The 18,862-nt window shown below is 37.8% G+C and carries 19 protein-coding genes; 13 read left to right on the top strand and 6 right to left on the bottom strand.

The window, feature by feature from the left end; genetic code table 11:
- Positions 1-17: 17 nt before the first annotated feature.
- Together ACOMC3_RS17590 and ACOMC3_RS17595 are read right to left on the bottom strand one after the other, a co-directional pair.
- Positions 18-593 (bottom strand): phosphoribosylglycinamide formyltransferase, encoded by a 576-nt coding sequence (locus ACOMC3_RS17590; RefSeq protein ID WP_420317199.1) that lies wholly within the window; start codon positions 591-593, stop codon positions 18-20.
- A gap of 15 nt (positions 594-608) precedes the next feature.
- Complete coding sequence (locus ACOMC3_RS17595; RefSeq protein WP_420317200.1) at positions 609-950, bottom strand: YraN family protein; 342 nt, start codon at positions 948-950, stop codon at positions 609-611.
- 30 nt (positions 951-980) lie between these two features.
- Between ACOMC3_RS17595 and ACOMC3_RS17600 the strand changes: the two genes are divergently transcribed.
- Positions 981-1,952 (top strand): type I phosphomannose isomerase catalytic subunit, encoded by a 972-nt coding sequence (locus ACOMC3_RS17600; protein ID WP_420317201.1) that lies wholly within the window; start codon positions 981-983, stop codon positions 1,950-1,952.
- Positions 1,953-1,955: 3 nt separating this feature from the next.
- Positions 1,956-2,663 carry a lipoyl(octanoyl) transferase LipB gene (gene lipB, locus ACOMC3_RS17605; RefSeq protein WP_420317202.1) on the top strand — a complete coding sequence of 236 codons (708 nt, stop codon included), beginning with the start codon at positions 1,956-1,958 and terminating at the stop codon, positions 2,661-2,663.
- On the opposite strand, the gene ACOMC3_RS17610 is transcribed toward lipB, so the two are convergent.
- Positions 2,664-3,359, bottom strand: coding sequence for a hypothetical protein (locus tag ACOMC3_RS17610; protein WP_420317203.1), 696 nt, complete (start codon positions 3,357-3,359; stop codon positions 2,664-2,666).
- Positions 3,360-3,447: 88 nt separating this feature from the next.
- Here ACOMC3_RS17610 and ACOMC3_RS17615 point away from each other — a divergent pair, with 88 nt between their 5' ends.
- The 7 genes from ACOMC3_RS17615 (at position 3,448) to ACOMC3_RS17645 (ending at position 9,753) form a co-directional block, all read left to right on the top strand.
- The gene (locus ACOMC3_RS17615) at positions 3,448-3,837 is read left to right on the top strand and encodes a hypothetical protein (protein ID WP_420317204.1); all 390 of its coding nucleotides are present in this window, start codon (positions 3,448-3,450) and stop codon (positions 3,835-3,837) included.
- Positions 3,838-3,860: 23 nt separating this feature from the next.
- Positions 3,861-4,583 carry a 3'-5' exonuclease gene (locus ACOMC3_RS17620; RefSeq protein WP_420317205.1) on the top strand — a complete coding sequence of 241 codons (723 nt, stop codon included), beginning with the start codon at positions 3,861-3,863 and terminating at the stop codon, positions 4,581-4,583.
- A 22-nt stretch (positions 4,584-4,605) separates the two neighbouring features.
- Positions 4,606-6,774 (top strand): ribonuclease R, encoded by a 2,169-nt coding sequence (gene rnr, locus ACOMC3_RS17625; RefSeq protein ID WP_420317206.1) that lies wholly within the window; start codon positions 4,606-4,608, stop codon positions 6,772-6,774.
- A gap of 33 nt (positions 6,775-6,807) precedes the next feature.
- Entirely contained in the window at positions 6,808-7,347 is a 540-nt protein-coding gene (locus ACOMC3_RS17630; RefSeq protein WP_420317207.1) for a hypothetical protein, read from the top strand.
- Between the two features lie 117 nt (positions 7,348-7,464).
- Positions 7,465-8,013, top strand: coding sequence for a hypothetical protein (locus ACOMC3_RS17635; protein WP_420317208.1), 549 nt, complete (start codon positions 7,465-7,467; stop codon positions 8,011-8,013).
- Between the two features lie 124 nt (positions 8,014-8,137).
- Entirely contained in the window at positions 8,138-9,394 is a 1,257-nt protein-coding gene (locus ACOMC3_RS17640) for a sensor histidine kinase (protein WP_420317209.1), read from the top strand.
- Complete coding sequence (locus ACOMC3_RS17645; RefSeq protein ID WP_420317210.1) at positions 9,391-9,753, top strand: response regulator; 363 nt, start codon at positions 9,391-9,393, stop codon at positions 9,751-9,753. Before ACOMC3_RS17640 ends, ACOMC3_RS17645 begins: the two co-directional genes overlap by 4 nt.
- Here ACOMC3_RS17645 and ACOMC3_RS17650 read toward each other — a convergent pair.
- On the bottom strand, positions 9,750-11,240 hold the full coding sequence (locus ACOMC3_RS17650; protein WP_420317211.1) for a DUF4301 family protein: 1,491 nt from the start codon (positions 11,238-11,240) through the stop codon (positions 9,750-9,752). The genes ACOMC3_RS17645 and ACOMC3_RS17650 overlap by 4 nt on opposite strands.
- Positions 11,241-11,329: 89 nt before the next feature.
- Between ACOMC3_RS17650 and ACOMC3_RS17655 the strand changes: the two genes are divergently transcribed.
- The gene (locus tag ACOMC3_RS17655) at positions 11,330-11,788 is read left to right on the top strand and encodes a hypothetical protein (protein ID WP_420317212.1); all 459 of its coding nucleotides are present in this window, start codon (positions 11,330-11,332) and stop codon (positions 11,786-11,788) included.
- Here the strand turns inward: ACOMC3_RS17655 and ACOMC3_RS17660 are convergent.
- Entirely contained in the window at positions 11,785-12,552 is a 768-nt protein-coding gene (locus ACOMC3_RS17660) for a S1/P1 nuclease (protein WP_420317213.1), read from the bottom strand. The genes ACOMC3_RS17655 and ACOMC3_RS17660 overlap by 4 nt on opposite strands.
- Before the next feature lie 333 nt (positions 12,553-12,885).
- Here ACOMC3_RS17660 and mfd point away from each other — a divergent pair, with 333 nt between their 5' ends.
- Both mfd and gldJ read left to right on the top strand, forming a co-directional pair.
- Complete coding sequence (gene mfd, locus ACOMC3_RS17665; RefSeq protein ID WP_420317214.1) at positions 12,886-16,245, top strand: transcription-repair coupling factor; 3,360 nt, start codon at positions 12,886-12,888, stop codon at positions 16,243-16,245.
- A gap of 149 nt (positions 16,246-16,394) precedes the next feature.
- Positions 16,395-17,729: a gliding motility lipoprotein GldJ gene (gene gldJ, locus ACOMC3_RS17670; RefSeq protein ID WP_420317215.1), complete on the top strand. Its 1,335-nt coding sequence runs from the start codon at positions 16,395-16,397 to the stop codon at positions 17,727-17,729.
- Between the two features lie 58 nt (positions 17,730-17,787).
- On the opposite strand, the gene ACOMC3_RS17675 is transcribed toward gldJ, so the two are convergent.
- Positions 17,788-18,453 (bottom strand): ComF family protein, encoded by a 666-nt coding sequence (locus ACOMC3_RS17675; protein ID WP_420317216.1) that lies wholly within the window; start codon positions 18,451-18,453, stop codon positions 17,788-17,790.
- 19 nt (positions 18,454-18,472) lie between these two features.
- Between ACOMC3_RS17675 and ACOMC3_RS17680 the strand changes: the two genes are divergently transcribed.
- Positions 18,473-18,829, top strand: coding sequence for a hypothetical protein (locus ACOMC3_RS17680; RefSeq protein ID WP_420317217.1), 357 nt, complete (start codon positions 18,473-18,475; stop codon positions 18,827-18,829).
- Positions 18,830-18,862: the final 33 nt, after the last annotated feature.

The raw sequence follows: 18,862 nt of genomic DNA on the forward strand, positions 1-18,862 counted from the left end.
ACCATCGTAGATGGTTTTTATTTAGAACCTGATAAAATATACTCTTCAATAACCCTGGGGTAATGATCGTATTCAAGCGCATGGATTTTTTTCGCAAGAGAGTCTGGAGATTCTCCTTTCACTACCTCACATTTAGCCTGGTGAAGAATTTCTCCTTTGTCATATTCTTCGTTGACTAAATGAATCGTAATTCCGGATTCTTTTTCCTCTGATTCCATCACTGCTTTATGCACCCGATCTCCGTACATGCCCTTACCACCAAACTTTGGAAGTAAAGCTGGATGGATATTAATGATTCGGTTACGGTAAGATTGAATTAAAAATTTAGGAATCAACCAAAGGAAACCAGCCAAAATGATGTAATCAATATCTACCAATCGTTTGATAAATGAGGGGTCCAGAAACTGATCTTTTGAAAATGTCCAGGAAGGAATGTCTAGATCATCCGCGCGCTTATGCATAAAAGCGTCCTTTTTATTCGAAAGGATTTCTTTGACCTGAATGCGCTCATGGTTTTCAAAATATTTTGCGATGTTTTCTGCATTGGTCCCACTTCCAGAAGCGAAGATTGCCAGGTTGATTTGCTTATTCATTGGACACAAAACTAATTAGAAGGCGTCTTCAAATACCTCAATGACATCATTGGATTCAACACAAACGATATCGAATCGGACGTCTTTCTTCCAATTGATGGCAAAAATGTAATCTTCAGCTGCTTCTTTGATTCGTTCCTGTTGGGCATCAGAGACAAATGATTCAGGATCACCGAAATCCTTTCTGCTTCGGTTTTTTACTTCGATAAAAATCAAAAGCTCTTCATTTAATAGGGCTATCAAATCAATTTCGGCTCGTTTATAGCGATAATTTGATTCCAAAATTTCACATCCATTCTTTTCATAGTGTTGTTTTGCTATTTCTTCACCCTGAATACCTTTAGTTTTGCGATCCATGTGTGAGGCCATTGGCCATTTTATATTTCAATGTCACAATTATATCCATTAAAGTTTAATCCGATCTTCAAAGAAAAACTTTGGGGCGGACAGAAAATCAAAACAATCCTTGGAAAGGACTTTGGCGAGCTGGACAACTGCGGTGAAACGTGGGAGCTATCAGGTGTCCCTGGAAATATTTCAGAGATAGCTAATGGAGCATTAAAAGGCCAGTTACTCACTGATCTAATAAAGAGAAATAAGGCTGATTTGGTTGGTCGTTCTGTTTATCAGCATTTTGGAGATGAGTTTCCTCTCTTAATAAAGTTTATAGATGCGGATCAGGATTTGTCTGTTCAGGTTCACCCGGATGATGAGCTTGCTCAAGAAAGACATAACTGTCCCGGAAAAACTGAGATGTGGTACATCCTTCAAGCTGATGAAGGAGCAAGCTTAATTAATGGATTTGTGAAAGATACAAATCGAGAGGAGTACCAGGAGTATTTCAACAGTGGAAAAATCCTGGATTTGTTACATTCAGAAAACGTTGGTGACGGAGATGTTTATTATTTGCCTGCAGGTAGAGTACATACGATAGGTAAAGGCATTATGATTGCTGAAATCCAGCAGACTTCAGACATCACTTATAGAATTTACGATTTTGATCGGGTAGATAAGCATGGAAACCAGAGAGAATTACATGTAGAACAAGCTTTAGACGCAATCGATTTTTCAAAACCTGAAAACTTGAAAAGCCAATATGAAACTGTTCCAAACCAGGCGAACCCAATCGTTTCATCTCCTTATTTCTCAACGAATAAGCTAATTCTTAATCAAACTAAAACCATCAACCGTTCAGAGCTCGATTGCTTTAAAATCTATATTGCCGTTGGAGGGTCTGGAAAAATTGAAGGGGTGTCCATCAAGTTTGGTGAAGTAATGTTAGTACCAGCCTGCATGAAAAAGTTTACTATTGAACCAGATGGTGAACTTGAATTGTTGGAGACCTACATAGAACTGTAGCTAGTGAATAAAAAAACACAATTCATTCATCTAGGTCTCAAAGACTATCAGGAAGCCTGGGATTATCAGGAGCAGCTTTTTAAGGAAACAGTTGATCAAAAAATTGCCAATCGAAAGCTTCCTGAAGCAAGTCAAGTAGAAACCAAAAACTACCTGATTTTCTGTGAGCACCCACATGTATACACTCTTGGTAAAAGTGGCGATGAAAATCACCTCCTCGCCAATGATGCCTTCCTGAAAGAAAAGGAAGCGACTTTTTACAAAATCAACCGGGGTGGCGACATCACTTACCATGGTCCTGGCCAAATTGTTGGTTATCCAATCTTAGATTTGGATCATTTTTTTACGGACATCCATAAGTATCTGCGGTTTCTGGAAGAAGCGGTTATTCTCACCTTAAGAGAATATGGCATTGAGTCCGGCAGAGTAGAAGGACTTACTGGTGTGTGGCTGGATGGTGATGATAATAAGAAAGCCAGAAAAATTTGTGCCCTTGGTGTTAAAAGCAGTCGATGGGTCACTATGCATGGATTTGCTTTCAATGTGAATACGAACCTGGAATATTTTAATTACATCGTTCCCTGTGGTATTCAAGACAAAGCAGTGACATCACTACAAAAAGAATTGGGTCGGAAAATGGACATAAAGGAAGTGGAGGAAAAACTAAAGCACCATCTGGCCATTATTTTTGAAATGGATCTGGATGGATAGCTACTTTTTCACCAACCAGAGTGAAATACCATAGCCAAGGAAAGTGGCCATTAAATGCATCAATGAAATGTGCAGATCAATTCCCAGGACTGACAAATTGAACGCCTCAAAAATAAATGGGATAATTAGCAACACCCATGGCTTTCGACTTTTGGTTGCTAAAGCGCCATAAACCTGGAACATTCCTATTGAACCTCCCATCCAGTTCCGTTCAAATGCAAACTGAATGAATCTACTGTCTGGGAATAAATCTAATCCAACTGAATAGAATACTCCGAAAAATGGAGCAACTGTCAGATAAGCGGATAGAAATATTAGTGCAGTTGTCTTTGACCCAAATATTGCTTCATGGGATTGTACGATCAATAAAAATCCAAGGACTGAAACGAATAAAATATGATCAATGCTATTATGTAGAAACAGTGTGGTGAAGAGGTTCCTAACAAAAATGAGTGGATCTTCGCGAAGATTTTTTACCCAGAAGGCATAATCACATTGAATTGCCAATTGCCATGTATCCTCACAATTTCGTGTCGATGCAAAACCTAAAATTCCTATTATAGACCAAATGATAATCAGGTATAATATCGAAAAGGATTTTTGACTTAAAATTTGATTTACCGTTAACGATTGATTGTTAAATCCTTTCCAGGGCCAAACAAAAGGAAAAATACGATTGTTTTCGAGGTTGCTCATTGAAAATAAAGCAGCAAACTAAACCAAGCCGAAAGAATTAGGAAAGTGGATAGCATATTTTATCCTGAAATGATACCAATTTTGCAATATGCGAAAAGACATTGATTTTTCTCCTGTCAAAGATGTGCATGTGGTAGTCGCAAAAGATGAAGAAGGGTGGAAAGTGTTTTTGATTAACAGAAACAATCAAAAACTTGAAAATATAATGGTGACTTCAAGAGGCTATGGAGAAACGAAGACAGAAAAGCAAAAAACCTCTACCCTGCGTCACATGATTCCTTTTGTTGATCCAAGTGAGTATGCATTGATTGAACCTATCGATGATTCCGTATTCCATTTAAATAATGAATATTGGGTCAGCTATTTCATTGACGGGCAGGTGTATGACAAAAAATTTATATTTGTGCCTGATTCCATCGTTGAAGAAAATCTCATCTTCATTGAAGAATTGGAAATGAAAGGTATCTTGCATGATTAATACCTAATCAAACCTTCTGAAGTTTGCTAAATCACTTTCAAGACTTCCTTATCGTAGATATTGAAACGGTCTCGGGAAACGAGAACATCGAGCACCTTTCTCCAGCTTTAAAGAAACATTGGGAACGAAAAGCCGGATTTATTCGTAATCCTGATGAAAAATCACCAGAAGAGCTTTACGAAGATCGGGCAGCTATTTACGCGGAATTCGGAAAAATCATTGTGATAGGAATGGGCTTCTATCATGAACAAAGAGGAAAGCCTGCATTAAGAATTAAAACGCTTGCCTCAGATAACGAAAAAGAATTATTAATAGACTTTAAAAACTTTATAGAATCAAAATTTGATCAGGATAACTTAAAACTCTGCGCTCATAATGGAAAAGAATTTGATTTCCCCTACGTGTGCAGGCGTATGCTGATTAATGACATTAAAATACCTTGGTCACTAAATATGACCGGAAAAAAACCCTGGGAGGTAAACCACATCGACACGATGGAACTATGGAAGTTTGGCGACTGGAAAAGCTTCACTTCACTGGATTTACTGACCAACATCTTTGGGATACCTTCCAGTAAAACAGACCTGGATGGCTCAATGGTGACAAAAACATATTATGAAGAAAAAGATGGGTTAACAAAAATTGAGGAATATTGCAAGAAAGATGTAATCGCTACGGCACAGCTCTACCTCCGCCTCAATAATTTACCTCTGATCGATCCAGATCAGATAAACATCGTAAAATGACCGCACGGTCAAAAAAATTAACATGAGTAAAAAACGAAAAAAGAAATTAGGATCACGATCCAAACAACAACCTAATCACGTAAAACAAATAAAAACTAAGCTCCATGAGATCTTCTCTCTAAACGACGGAAAGTCTTATGGCTACAGAGATTTAATCAGAAAGCTTCAACTCCGAGATAAAAAATCTAAAGACTATTTAAAAAGCCAGCTTTTCAGTCTTGAGAGTAAAGAAAAAATCAGACGGCTCAGCGATGGACGATTCGTCAGCAATACCGAAAGCGAACACATCCAGGGAACCGTTGATCATGTCAACCCAAATTTTGGATATGTCGTCACACCAGATTCAGAAGAGGATATCTGGGTAAAAACGGATGACTTAAATTTTGCAATCCATGGGGATTTAGTCAGTGTTGTCATCACTAAGCAATCCGGAAAAGGCTACCGACCAGAAGGAAAAGTGGTCAACATTTTAAAACGCAATCGTGACGAGTTTGTGGGACGAATTGAAGTTTCACAGAAATTCTCCTTTGTCGTTCCGGATAGTCGAAATATCCATTTCGACATTATGGTATATCCTGAAAAGATCGGGAAAGCCAAGCCGAACGATAAGGTGATGGTTAAAATCGACAAATGGCATGACAGAAAAAACAGAAGTCCGCTAGGAACTGTCACCGAAGTACTTGGACAAGCCGGCGAAAATGAGGCTGAAATTCATTCGATTATGGCAGAATTTGGTTTGCCGTTTAGGTTTCCAAAGAAAATCGAAAAAGCTGCTGACGAAATCTCTGATCTTATCACAGATGAAGAAATAAAAAAGCGCCATGATTTTCGTGACGTCACCACTTTCACGATAGACCCGCATGACGCAAAAGACTTTGATGATGCCCTTTCCATTAAGGAATTAGAAAAAGGGATATATGAAATTGGTATTCACATCGCAGATGTTTCTCATTATGTGGATGAAGGAACGGAATTGGACAAAGAGGCCATTGACAGGGCCACTTCGGTTTATCTGGTAGATCGAACCATACCGATGCTTCCTGAGAGGCTATCAAATGGTCTTTGTTCGTTAAGGCCAAACGAAGAAAAGCTAACCTTCTCAGCTGTTTTCGAAATGGACGTAAAAGGAGCAATCTCCAAAAAATGGTTTGGGCGTACCGTAATTAATTCTGATCGAAGATTTACCTACGAAGAAGCACAGGAACGGATTGAAGGGCTGGACAGTGACTTTACAAAAGAGATTGTCACACTCAACAACATTGCCAAGCAATTAAAAAAGAAGAGGTTCCAGCATGGGGCTGTAAATTTTGAAACAGTAGAAGTAAAGTTCCGACTAGATGAAGATGGCAAACCACTTGAGGTGATCCCAAAAGAGCGAAAAGACGCGCATAAAATGATTGAAGAATTTATGCTGCTCGCTAATAAAGAAGTGGCGACCCACATTTTCAAATGGAAGGAAAAAGGCAAGGAAGAAGGAAGTAAAACATTTGTCTATAGGGTGCATGATGATCCGGATCCTGAGAAGCTTAGCACATTCGCCTCTTTTGCAGCGAAGTTTGGTCACAAAATGGATCTTGGTAAAAACCTATCTGGTGGATTGAATAAGCTAATGGACGATATTCAAGGAAAGCCCGAACAGAACGTTTTGGAATCTCTTGCCATACGTTCAATGGCAAAAGCCAAGTATACTACCGATCCAAGGGGTCACTTTGGATTGGCTTTTGATCACTACACACACTTTACTTCACCTATTAGGCGGTATCCGGACGTGATGGTGCATCGTCTCCTCGAGCATTACCTGCAAGGTGGTAAAAATGTAGGAGATGAAGAATATGAGCCATTATGTATGCATTCTTCCGAACGTGAGAAGCGAGCTGCCGATGCAGAGCGTGCATCCATCAAATACAAGCAGGTAGAGTTTATGGAAACCATGCTCGGACAAGAATTTGAAGGAATTGTTTCGGGAGTTACAGAGTGGGGAATATTTGTAGAAATTATACAAACTAAATGTGAAGGTATGATCCGAATGAGTGATCTGGATGATGACTTCTATGAATTTGACGAGAAGCAGATGCGAGTAATTGGAAGAAACAATAAACGCATCATTACTTTGGGTGATAAACTTAAAGTGATAGTTGCCAAGACTGATATTGATCGAAGAACCATTGATTTAGAATTGGTGAATGAGTAATTTAGTTAGCTTGACAGTTACGTAATGATACATATGCTAAGCAACAAAGCAATTGACATGCTTGAGTACAACGGGTACTCATATAAATCAAAAAATGATCAGATACTTTTCAAAAAAGCCGGAACAGATCGAGTAGGGTTAATCATTGTTATGATCATAAGTGCAGTCTTTATTGCCTTATTTTTTGCTCTCCAGTGGTTGGCAGGGCTTGGTGCCCTCATTGTAGCATTTCTGATTTTTAGACCATTGGTAAGACGAATTCCCGGAAGCTTAAAACTGGCTATTGACCCGGAAAAACAAACACTTGAATTAGATGATCGAAGCAAGTCATTCTCCTTTGAACAAATCAAAGGTGTTTACATTCATTCAAAATTTGTGGATGAATACTCCAGTGCGTTTAAAAGTACTAGCGAAGAACATCAAGTAACCATCGGACTAGAAGATGAAAATGAAAATCAGATTCCATTGTTCAAACTCATTTCAGATTATGCTAAACCTTCCAAAGAAATGAACGAGGTTTATGATTACTTGAGTTCTGTAATATCAAAAGAAAAAGCGTACTCGGCAGCCTAAACTAATGCGCCCTTAATTTCAAATTCGTCGAAGGGCAAGTGATTCCTAATATTTTTTTCTTACCTTAATCATCAGAATTAAGGCCAGCTATATAAAATAGGTCTTAACGAATTACATATGAAATCACCCAATCTCAGCAGGAAGGCGATTGACCTTCTTGAAGAAAATAGTTATTCCTATAAATACAAGGATGGAACAATTACCATTAAGCGTAAAGCAGGTGTCATGGGAGCGCTCGTCCTTTTGTTCGTTACGGTCTTTCTTTCTATTCCCGTTTTTTCTGCAGGAGCGATTTACGGTGTGGCATTGATTGGTGGCGTTATTGGAGTAATTGTTATTCGTAGAATCTACTTCTCAAAAAAATCCAGTCTTGCGATAAACCTTAATAAGAAAACATTTACCGCGATAATAGATACTTATCATCAAGAAGATCAGCCACTTAAAATGATCTCTTCTATTACGTTACACTCACAGTTTATAGATGAGTATACCACCGCAGCGAGAAATTCTGTAGAGGAACATTTGATTTCAATTCGAGTTCAACTCATCAATAAAGTAGAACTTACCCTTTTTCAGTTTAAGTCAGAACAAGCTGAACCGAGCGAAGAAATTAACGAAGTATATGCATTGCTTGAAAATTCTGTAAAAGAAGCAAAGGCTGCATAGAGATGTCCCGGTGATGATTGAATGTCATTCAAGGGTTAAAATATCCATTTAATCGAAGGTTTGATTTTGAACACGCAGAATTGATTTTTCGTCTCTAATTTAGATTTATAATCCTGTCACCACCTTGAAAAGTCTCAAATACCTCAAACGAGAACAAGGGTTCTACCTTTTTCTCATGATCTCGGCTTATGTTTCGACGCTGGTATTTGGAGTTTTTTATTACATAGCTGATATCCCGAAGTTGTACATTCCTATTTTTGGCTCATTCGTACTATTTGCTGTTTATGGCATATTATCCAATTTCTCTGTTAGCCTCATTACACTTTTTCGGCTTTCAATATTAACTGCAATTGCTATTTTCTTCTATCAGGTGTTTTATACCGGAGGTATTGTTTCCTCAGGATTAATAGAGTTTTTGATCCCTCCTTTGTTAGCTTTTTTCTATCGGCCTTTAAAAGACCGCTACTTTTTCATGGCTGTTTCTGCCGTTTGTATGATCGCAATGTACCCACTAACTAAGTTGGGACTAACGCAAAACTTAATACCAACAAACCTCACAGCTGCACATGGAGTCCTTTGTTCAGTATTTGTCTTTTCAATCGTCTCGATTTACACTTTTCTTTTCAGAAATGCACTCGTCATCAAGAACCAGCAAATTGGAGAATCAATGAAACAGCTGAAGGATACAACACACAAATTGATTCAATCTGAAAAAATGGCATCATTAGGTATGCTTTCTGCTGGTGTCGCTCATGAGATAAATAACCCATTAAATTTTATCAAAGGAGGTATTGAAATATTAGAGAATGGCTTGAAGGAAGAAAAGGAATTGCTCTTGGAAGCATCTCCAAGTATTAATGTCATCAAAGAGGGGCTTAATAGAGCATCTGTTATTGTAAACAGCCTCAATCATTTTAGCAGAAACACAGAGTCTATGGATGAACGTTGCGATTTGCATGAAATAATTGATAACAGTCTTGTAATGCTCCAACCAAAGCTAAAGTATAAGGGAACGGTGATTAAACAATTTGAGAAGGATAAGGTTATCATCCCAGGAAATGAAGGAAAGCTTCATCAGGCATTTTTAAATATTATCGCTAATGCTGTACAAGCAATAGAGGAAGGTGGTACAATTAGCGTAAAAACTAAAAAGAGTGATGGGTATGTTGATGTGGAAATCACGGATGATGGAGTCGGGATCAGCAAGGAAGACATGAAGAAAATTAGTGATCCGTTTTTTACCACCAAGCCAGTAGGAAAAGGAACGGGGCTGGGCTTATCTATAACATATAAAATAATCGAAGATCATAATGGTTCGATTAACGTTTCTTCAAAGCTTGGGAAAGGTTCTAAATTTACAATTACATTTAGCGTGCAGTGAGACCAACAATTCTTTTCGTAGATGATGAAATCATAAACCTATTCGTTCTGGAAAAAAGGTTCGAAGGTGATTACAATGTCCTTACTGCAGAATCTGGTGAAGAAGCTTTAAAAAAGATTGAGGAAAACAAGGAGAATATAAGCGCTTTAATTTCAGATTTAAGAATGCCAGGAATGGATGGGCTCCAACTTATTGATAAAATCAAACCCAGTTTGATTGATATCCCCTGCTTTTTGCTTACTGGATACGAGAGAAATGAACAAATTGAAGGTGCCATTTCATCAAAAAAAGTAGTTTATATGTTTAAAAAACCGTTTGACTACAATGAAATTGATTCTGTTTTAAAGGACACTCTCTAACGGTGTGCGGGTTTTAAAAGATCCGTGACTGTCTTAACTGGATTAAAAGTAATCAAAGGAACCTCAACAAAAATCGTATTCCAATTTGCCATGCTTCCATTCCACAATCCTGGAAGTTCCATGGCCAGAAGCTTTTGCCCACCAAATGATTTTTCGGAAATAAATCCCGCTTCATCATCTCTGTATTTCAGCAAGTCGAATTTCTCTCCTTTATGGTTTTTTACTCCACACACAAGATCCACAGGATTAAAGTGAGTACCGGATTTGAAAATCTTTTTCTGTTCGACATCCTTCATATCAATCTGTGCCGATTCTACAATTTGCAAGGATGATTTACCCTCAGACTTTACCCAAAATGGACCACCCCCAGGTTCCCCTTCATTTTTAACCATGCCACACACTCTAATGGGTCGGTTGAGCAGGTTGGCGATTTCCTTCTCACTAAAATTCCGTATTCCCATTTCATAAAGAAGATTCGTTGCATCTTGAATGATATCTATGCCTTCCTCATTCTTCTTCAATAAGTCAAATGTTTTTTCCTGATATGAAAGCAATACGCCTGCCAAAACTTTTTTGAAAAGTATGGTTTCCTTTTTCAGTCTATCAGGAACGACATTATCAATATTCTTGATAAAAATTAAATCAGAATCTAAATCATTGAGATTTTGAAGCAATGCACCATGGCCTGCAGGTCTGAATAAAAGTTGTTTGCTTTTATCCCTGAAGGGTTTATAGTCACTTGTTACAGCGATTGTGTCAGTGGCAGCATGCTGAGTGCTAAAAGTGACGGAGGTATTCAGGTCTTTCTGTAACGATTCAATTGATTTTAATATGTGAGTCTTAAAGGCTAACAGGTGTTCTGGCGAGACGGTAAAATGAATCTTTAACTTACCACTTTTACTTGCGTAAGCTATTCCCTCGTGTAGATGCTCTTGAGCAGCGGTCTTTTTCTCTCCTTGCTCTTTGTGAAATTTAAGCAACCCTTTTGGGAGATTCCCATAGTTAAGCCCTATTTCACTAAGTAGATGCTTTACTATCTCATTGTGTTTGTTTGAGGAGATTGCTTCGTGAATAGAAATGCCAATTGATTTTTGAAGAGTTTCATTCAAATCGTCGTAAAAGGCGAACTCATCTAGATCACTAAAAAATTTTCCGATCTTTTTATCCTCTCTCGAAATGCTTTCAAAACTTTGTGTCGTTCCATCATATTTATCTAAAAATGCATAAAGGGCTTTAAACATTCGGGAAGCTGCACCTGAAGCCGGCACAAATTTCATAACACCAACTTTCGCTTGCTCATATTTAGTTTGGTACAATTCAATTTGATCTTTGGATAATCTCAGAATTCCAGAACTAACAATAGCCGCCGTGTCTAGCTTTGTATTAGGGAATCCTGTTTGGAACCGAATGAACTGATTCTCAATTTCCTCAATGTTTTGACCTCTCTGGTTAATGAGTTTTATATCTTCTGCTGATAAAGAGTTCATCTGTTCTAAATATTTAATCAATAGCGAAGTTGTTCTATTTCAATTAAAAACGCTTTAATTTAAGTTTACATTTAATAAATCATCTGACTATGAGCTCAGACATTATAAAAATTACTTCTTCTTTTTATGGTATCATCATGGTACCTAAAGAGAGTTGGCGTGAGTATGGTTATGCACTTTTAACAATAGCCGGTTCGGATGGTGAGGTTTCTGATCCAGAACTTGAATGGCTAACCATTGAATGTGCCGATGCTGTTGGGGTTGATGAGGATATTGTGGCTGACTGGGAAGAATATGATTTTGAAGAAGGTGATCTTGAAGAAATATTTCACAATTTCAATTCTCGATCATTCGCCAACTTTAATAAGCTGCTTATTTACGATGCAATCAGAATGTCAAGTGCTGACGATGATTATGCACAAGACGAAAGAGAGCAAGTACACCATGCTGCCAATATTTTAAAAGTCCCGATGGACACTGTCATGGCGATAGAAGCGCTTGTTGAAATGGAACAAGCAGCCAATAAACTTAGAATGACGATTCTTTAACCGTAAATGGCATTCAATACATTGGCTAATCGAATGCCTGCCTGAAGTAATCTTTGATTAAGTAAATCCACATTGTCAAAGTTATATCGATAGCTAAGCTTTAAGTCGTCTGGCATGGTGTCATAACACTGACTTCTGACTTCTTTTGATTCATTTGCCCATTGTAAAACCTCTAAGGAAGACCAATCTAGAAGTTGTTGGTCTGAAGGATGGTCAATCCAATCGACATATTCAGAGTAGCTATATTTTTGCCCATCAATCATTTCACTATCCCATACTCTGTGCAAATTGGAATTCTCCCAGAAGTATTGAAGCTTCACATCATTTCCTCCTCTGTCTTCCCCATTACCCACATGAAGAGGTTGGTGGATGTCACCAATTAAGTGCACCAAACATTTTAATGCAAAGGCTTCATCCATGTCTGTAAAGTTTTTTGTCTCAAGTTCTCCCATCAACCGCTGAATGGTTACAATTATATCCCCTTCTTCAGGTGTTCCTGCTTCTTCATAGGATTTTCCGTCAGGAACTGTTGCATAATGCCATGAAGACATATGTCTATATGTTGCGTCGGACTTAATAAAGTCCATGTAGTTACTTACTTCGGCCAATGTTTCAAAGTCAAGCACTTTTTCAATATTCTTTTTTGCCTTTTTTGATAAATGACGCTCAGCAATCAGCCCAACAATGCGATGACCCGTAGCGCCCCATCCAAAAGATTGCAAGCAAATAATTAGAGAGAGGAATGGAAGAATAATTTTTTTCATAGGTTAAAGTTAAGGTGAAAGAGAATTTGACTTCAATCAATCATACAAAAAAAGAGAAGGCGTGACTGTAAAACAGTACACGCCTAATCACCAACCTAACCTAAAAGAAAGTCCTTAATAAACGTTTGAAGTTTATTTTATTATGATGTCTTTGTCATTAATACACTACAAACACACAAAATGTTGCAATCGTATCTTGAAATAGTTCATTTTTTAGATGAACTGGCTGGTTACATCTATCAATGAGACATTCTTGCTCTTGTCTAAAACCTTTTTAATCAAAGGCATGTAGTATTAAGGTTACTTTTGCGATTTAAATTTTGACTAGAGGGATTGGATACTAAAACATTACTAAAGCATTACGAAGAAAGTTCTCACATTAGAGCTATTGTAGATTCTATTGAAAACAAGAAGCGCCTCAGACTAAAAGGTATTTCAGGAAGTTATGATGCCTTAATGTTTGCCGCCTCCTTTAAATCTACTGGGGGAGTACATCTTGTCATTCTGCATGATTTCGAAGAAGCCTCCTATTTTCAAAATGACTTAGCAAATTTTTTAGAAAATGAATATGTCGCATTTCCTTCGTCATATAAGAAGCCTTACCAGTTTGAGGAAATAGAAAATGCTAATATTCTTCAAAGAGCAGAAGTTCTTAATCATCTCAATGATCGTGAAAATGTGGTTATTATCTCCTATCCAGAGGCCTTATCTGAAAAGGTGATCAACAAACGATCTCTTATTTCTAATACGTTTACAGCCAAACCCGGAGAACAGCTTGATGTTGAGTTTCTATCAGACTTATTAGTTACTTATGATTTCGAAAAAACTGATTTTGTTTATGAGCCCGGTCAGTTTTCAGTGAGAGGTGGTATTATCGATGTATTTTCTTATGCACACGAAAGACCTTATCGATTGGAGCTTTTCGGAGATGAAATTGAAACGATTCGTGAGTTTGATCCGGAAAGCCAACTATCAACCAAGGAGTTGGATCATATTTCTCTAATACCTAATGTCCAAACCAAGCTCGTCAGCGAAGAACGCCAATCTTTTCTGGATTATATCCCAAAAGAAACGTGCATATGGGTGAAGGATTACCAGCAGGCGTTAGACATTATTGATAAATCATTTCATAAAGTAGAAGAACAATTCCAGGTAATAAAAGAAATGAGTGGTGGTTCATCGCTTATAACCTCTCCTGATCAACTCTTCGAAACTCAAAGTTCATTTACAGAATCATTAGAGAAATTCACTATTGTAGAGTTTGGCAAACGATTTTACTTACCTCCAGATGAGGAGTTGACTATGGCTACACGTCCACAGCCCTCTTTTCATAAGAATTTCTCATTACTTGCAGATAATCTCAGAGAACTACAACAAGCAAATTTTCAAAAGTTAATTGCTGCAGAAGCATTTAAACAGATCGAAAGATTAGAAACCATTTTTGAAGAAGTGGATCCTAATCTATCATTTAAAGGCATTACTGCATCTTTAAGAGAAGGGTTCATCGATGATCAGGAGGAAATAGCCATTTATACAGATCATCAAATCTTTGATCGGTTTCATAGATACAAAGGCAAAGAAAAATTTACTAAAACCAAGGCGCTTACGCTTAAAGAATTAAAAACGCTTCAGCCTGGAGATTTCGTGACCCATATCGACTATGGGGTTGGTCGTTTTGCTGGTTTGGATACCGTTGATGTAGGATCAAACAAGCAAGAAGCTATTCGTTTGGTCTATCGTGATGATGATTTGCTTTATGTCAGCCTTCACGCTCTTCACAAAATTTCAAAATATTCCGGCAAAGAAGGAGAGCCACCGTCGATTAATAAGTTAGGTTCTCCCGACTGGGAGAATAAGAAGAAGAAAATCAAGCGAAAGGTCAAGGATATTGCCAAAGACCTGATTGATCTTTATGCCAAGAGGAAAGCTGCACGAGGATTCGCATTTCCGGAAGATGACTATTTGCAAGCAGAGCTTGAATCTTCATTCATGTATCAGGACACACCGGATCAATCTTTAGCAACTGCTGATGTAAAAGCCGACATGGAACAAGAGCACCCGATGGATCGTCTGGTTTGTGGAGATGTCGGTTTTGGCAAAACAGAAATAGCAATAAGAGCCGCTTTTAAGGCTGTTAATTCAGGAAAGCAAGTTGCTGTCTTGGTTCCAACAACCATTTTGGCAATGCAGCATCATCGAACTTTTTCTTCAAGACTGGAAAACATGCCGGTCACAATCGATTATATCAACAGGTTTAAGACTTCAAAACAAATTACCGACATTAAGAAAAGAGTTAAGGAAGGCAAAATCGACATCTTGATTGGAACTCATAGAATTGTCAACAAAGACATTGAGTTTAAAGATTTAGGCCTAATGATCATTGACGAAGAGCAGAAGTTTGGAGTCAAGGTTAAGGAAAAGCTCAAAGACATGCGTGTAAATGTGGACGCACTCACCTTAACGGCTACACCAATTCCTCGAACACTTCACTTTTCTTTGATGGGCGCCCGAGACCTTTCCATCATTTCAACTCCACCACCAAACAGGAGACCGGTAACAACAGAACTCCATGAGTTTAATGAAGAAGTAATTCGTGACTCAGTAAGTCATGAGTTACATAGAGGAGGTCAGGTTTTTATGGTTCACAATAGAGTAAGTGATATTGAGCAGGTTGGCAATCTGATTTTTAAATTGGTCCCAGATGCAAGAATAGGTATTGCCCATGGCCAAATGGAAGGGCATCAGTTAGAGAAAGCAATGTTGAAATTCATTGAGGGAGATTATGATGTGCTTGTCTCTACAAATATTATTGAAAGTGGTCTTGACATCCCAAATGCAAATACAATCATTATCAATAATGCGCACATGTTTGGTTTATCTGATCTTCACCAAATGAGGGGGCGTGTAGGTAGGTCAAATACTAAAGCATATTGCTTCATGCTTACCCCTCCAGTTTCGGCACTAACCAGTGATGCTCGTAAACGCTTAAATACATTAGAAGAGTTTTCTGATTTAGGTGATGGTTTCAAAGTTGCTATGCGAGACCTTGATATTAGAGGGGCCGGCAATTTATTAGGTGCAGAGCAAAGCGGTTTTATCAATGATATAGGCTTTGATATGTATCACAAAATTCTGGATGAAGCCATTCAAGAGCTAAAAGAAGGTGAGTATAAGCAGCTCTTTGAAAATGATCTAATGAAAAACAAGGAGGCCTTAGATAAAATGGTGGAAGATTGTAACATCGAAACCGACTTTGAGGCACTTATTCCTGAGAATTATGTGAGCAACATCTCGGAAAGACTTGGCCTTTATACACAATTGGATGATTTAAAGTCAGAGGTAGAACTTATAGATTTTATTAAAATGTTGATTGATCGTTTTGGACCACTTCCAAATGGTGTGAAAAACCTAACTGAAACCGTTCGATTGAGATGGAAGGCGATACAAATTGGTTTTGAGAAAGTAACGATTAAGAGCAATAAAATGCGTTGCTACATTTCTGACAAAAAGCCTCAGGAATATTTTCAATCACCTCGTTTTGGCAATGTTTTAGGTTTCATAAAATCCAATCCTCATGATAGTAGAATGAAGGAAGTAAAGAATAAACTCTTGATCAGCATTGACAATGTAGGCTCTATAGAAAATGCAAGAATAGTCATTGACCAAATGCATTCACCACTAACTCCGGCATGAACTTTTTAGCCTTTCAGCACAATAAAAGTTGAAATAAAAGCATTAGATCAATAGGTTTAGTCTAAAATCCATGAACTTACGATGGGTTTTTTGAAATATTTGTGTTTATTAGTACGTTGAAACGTTTCAAGACAAATTCAAACGGTGTTATGAAAAATTATGTGAGAGCAGCAAAGAGCGTTGGCTACTTTGCAATTGCTACAGCTTTTATAAGCGCGTGTAACCTAATTGGGGGAGGCGGAGGAGTCCCTACTGCCGAAAATCCCGGATATGCTAGCTCAGCTACAGGTTTGGAATTCAACGAAGAAGGTGGATTTTCCGTCAATGAATTCCAAGGTCAACCAGATGGCCCCAACCTAATCTTTATTGAAGGTGGAAGAACTGTACTAGGCTCTTTTGAAGAAGATGTTATTTATGCTCATGACAATGTGGAAAGAGCTGTAACTGTTGCTTCATTTTATATGGATGAAACAGAAGTTGCGAACATCCACTGGCTTGAGTACGAATTTTATATTAAGCAAGACTCAGACGAATACTATTGGAGAAATAACCTTCCTGATACTACCGTTTGGGCAAAAGATCTTGCATATAATGATCCATATGTAAACAGTTATTACAGATATCCAGGTTTTAGATATTTCCCTGTTGTAGGAGTAAACTGGAGACAAGCAGTAAACTATTGCAAGTGGAGAACCACTGTAGTTAATCTTAAACTTGCTGAAGAAGCAGGTTATTTAGACCCAATTGCTTCTGGTGATGACGCTTTTGCGGGAGCAGAAGGAGGAGACTTATCCGCATCAGCCGGAACAGCACCAGGATTATCTTCTGGAGTTGTTTTACCTGGTTACAGATTGCCTACTGAAGCTGAATGGGAATACGCTGCTCAAGCTCTTATTGGAACACAGTGGCTAGATGAAAATCAAACACACAAAAGACTTTACCCATGGGATGGTCATGCTTTAAGAAATCCTTATGGAAAAAGCATGGGTTATTTCCTTGCAAACTTTAAAAGAGGAAAAGGTGATTACGCCGGTATAGCTGGTAAGCTTAATGATGGTGCCATGATCACTACTTACATTTACGATTATCCACCAAATGATTTTGGCCTTTATAATATGGCTGGAAATGTAAATGAGTGGGTACAAGACGTTTATCGTCCACTTTCTTTCCAGGATATGGATGATTTAAACCCTGCTAGAAGAGATGCAGTTTTAGACTCTGAAAGCGGATATGATGCTAATTTCTCTTTTATTGGTAATGAAACTTCATACTCTGAAGATGAGTGGGTTAGAACCTCTGGATTACAGAAATCATATAATGCAGATAACCCTCCGGTCAGAAGAGTAAGAGTATACAAAGGAGGGTCTTGGGCTGATGTTGCATACTGGTTATCTCCTGGAACAAGAAGATTCCTTTTCGAAGATTCTGCAACATCGACAATTGGATTTAGATGCGCGATGATTCGGGCAGGATCTAATTTCTAAAGAAAAATTCTCACATAATTTTAGGCCGCTCCAATGGAGTGGCCTTTTTTTATTGACTTTATTTTCCTCTTGCTACAGAAGTAATGTGAATCTCTTTAACGTCTCCCTCGACTAGTCGTTCACAGAGCATTCCCACAGTGGCCCCTGTTGTAATGACATCATCAACTACTAAAATCGATTTGCCAGAAAGGCTTACTTGAGGCTTAGAAAATACGTTATTCATATTAGACCATCTACTTACCTTGCTTTTTCGAGTCTGACTTTGTGTGTTTACTAACCTTGAAATACAATTGGTGTTTATTGAAATTTTCAGTTGATCAGATATTCCTTCGGCTATTTTTTCGCTTTGATTATATCCTCTTCTTTGCAATTTCTGATGATGTAGCGGAACAGGAATAATTTCATCAATATCTAGATCATTTAATGTTTCGGACATCCATTCTCCAAGTAAGTTTCCAATCTCTCCTCTTCCCTTGTATTTTAAGTTGTGAAGTAAAGTTTGAGCAATTCCTCTATGGTTAAAATGCAAGAATGATGATGCCGATTTTATCTTTGGTTCAAAGGCAAATTTTTTCAGAAGATCGTTTGATTTATTTTGATGATCATTTGTACGAGGAAGATCAACCTTGCAGGCAGTACAAACAATTTTTTCTTCTGATATTAGCGATTGATTGCACCCGACACAGCTTACAGGGAAAATAAGAGATATAAAGTCACGTATCATTTAAAAGCAATGATATATAATGGTTTATAAAAAAGATCTAGATCTTCAAAAAGAATGGGTTGGCTTACTCTATAAGCTTAAGGAACTAACCGGAAAACGACCGGCAGATCTTAATGCCGTTCTTTTCCTAATTGGAGTTCAAGAGCTCGGAAAAGGAACCAAAAATTTTTCTAAAGAGGAAAAGCAAGACATTATGCATATTGCAATTTGTAAAGTTCTTTCCTTGGCAGGGTTTTATATTTTAGAAGGACACGATAAGGACGGTTGGCCACATTGGAAACTCATCAAAAAACTTCCTCGATTTGATCTTCTGGAGCAAGAAAAATTGTTAAAAATTCAAATTTTAGAATATTTCAAGAAAGAAATTGGTTGGTAACATGCACCTTTGGTTCTTATTGTCCGTTTACAC

Source organism: Ekhidna sp., from assembly GCF_965212185.1.
Classification (GTDB): Bacteria; Bacteroidota; Bacteroidia; order Cytophagales; family Cyclobacteriaceae; genus Ekhidna.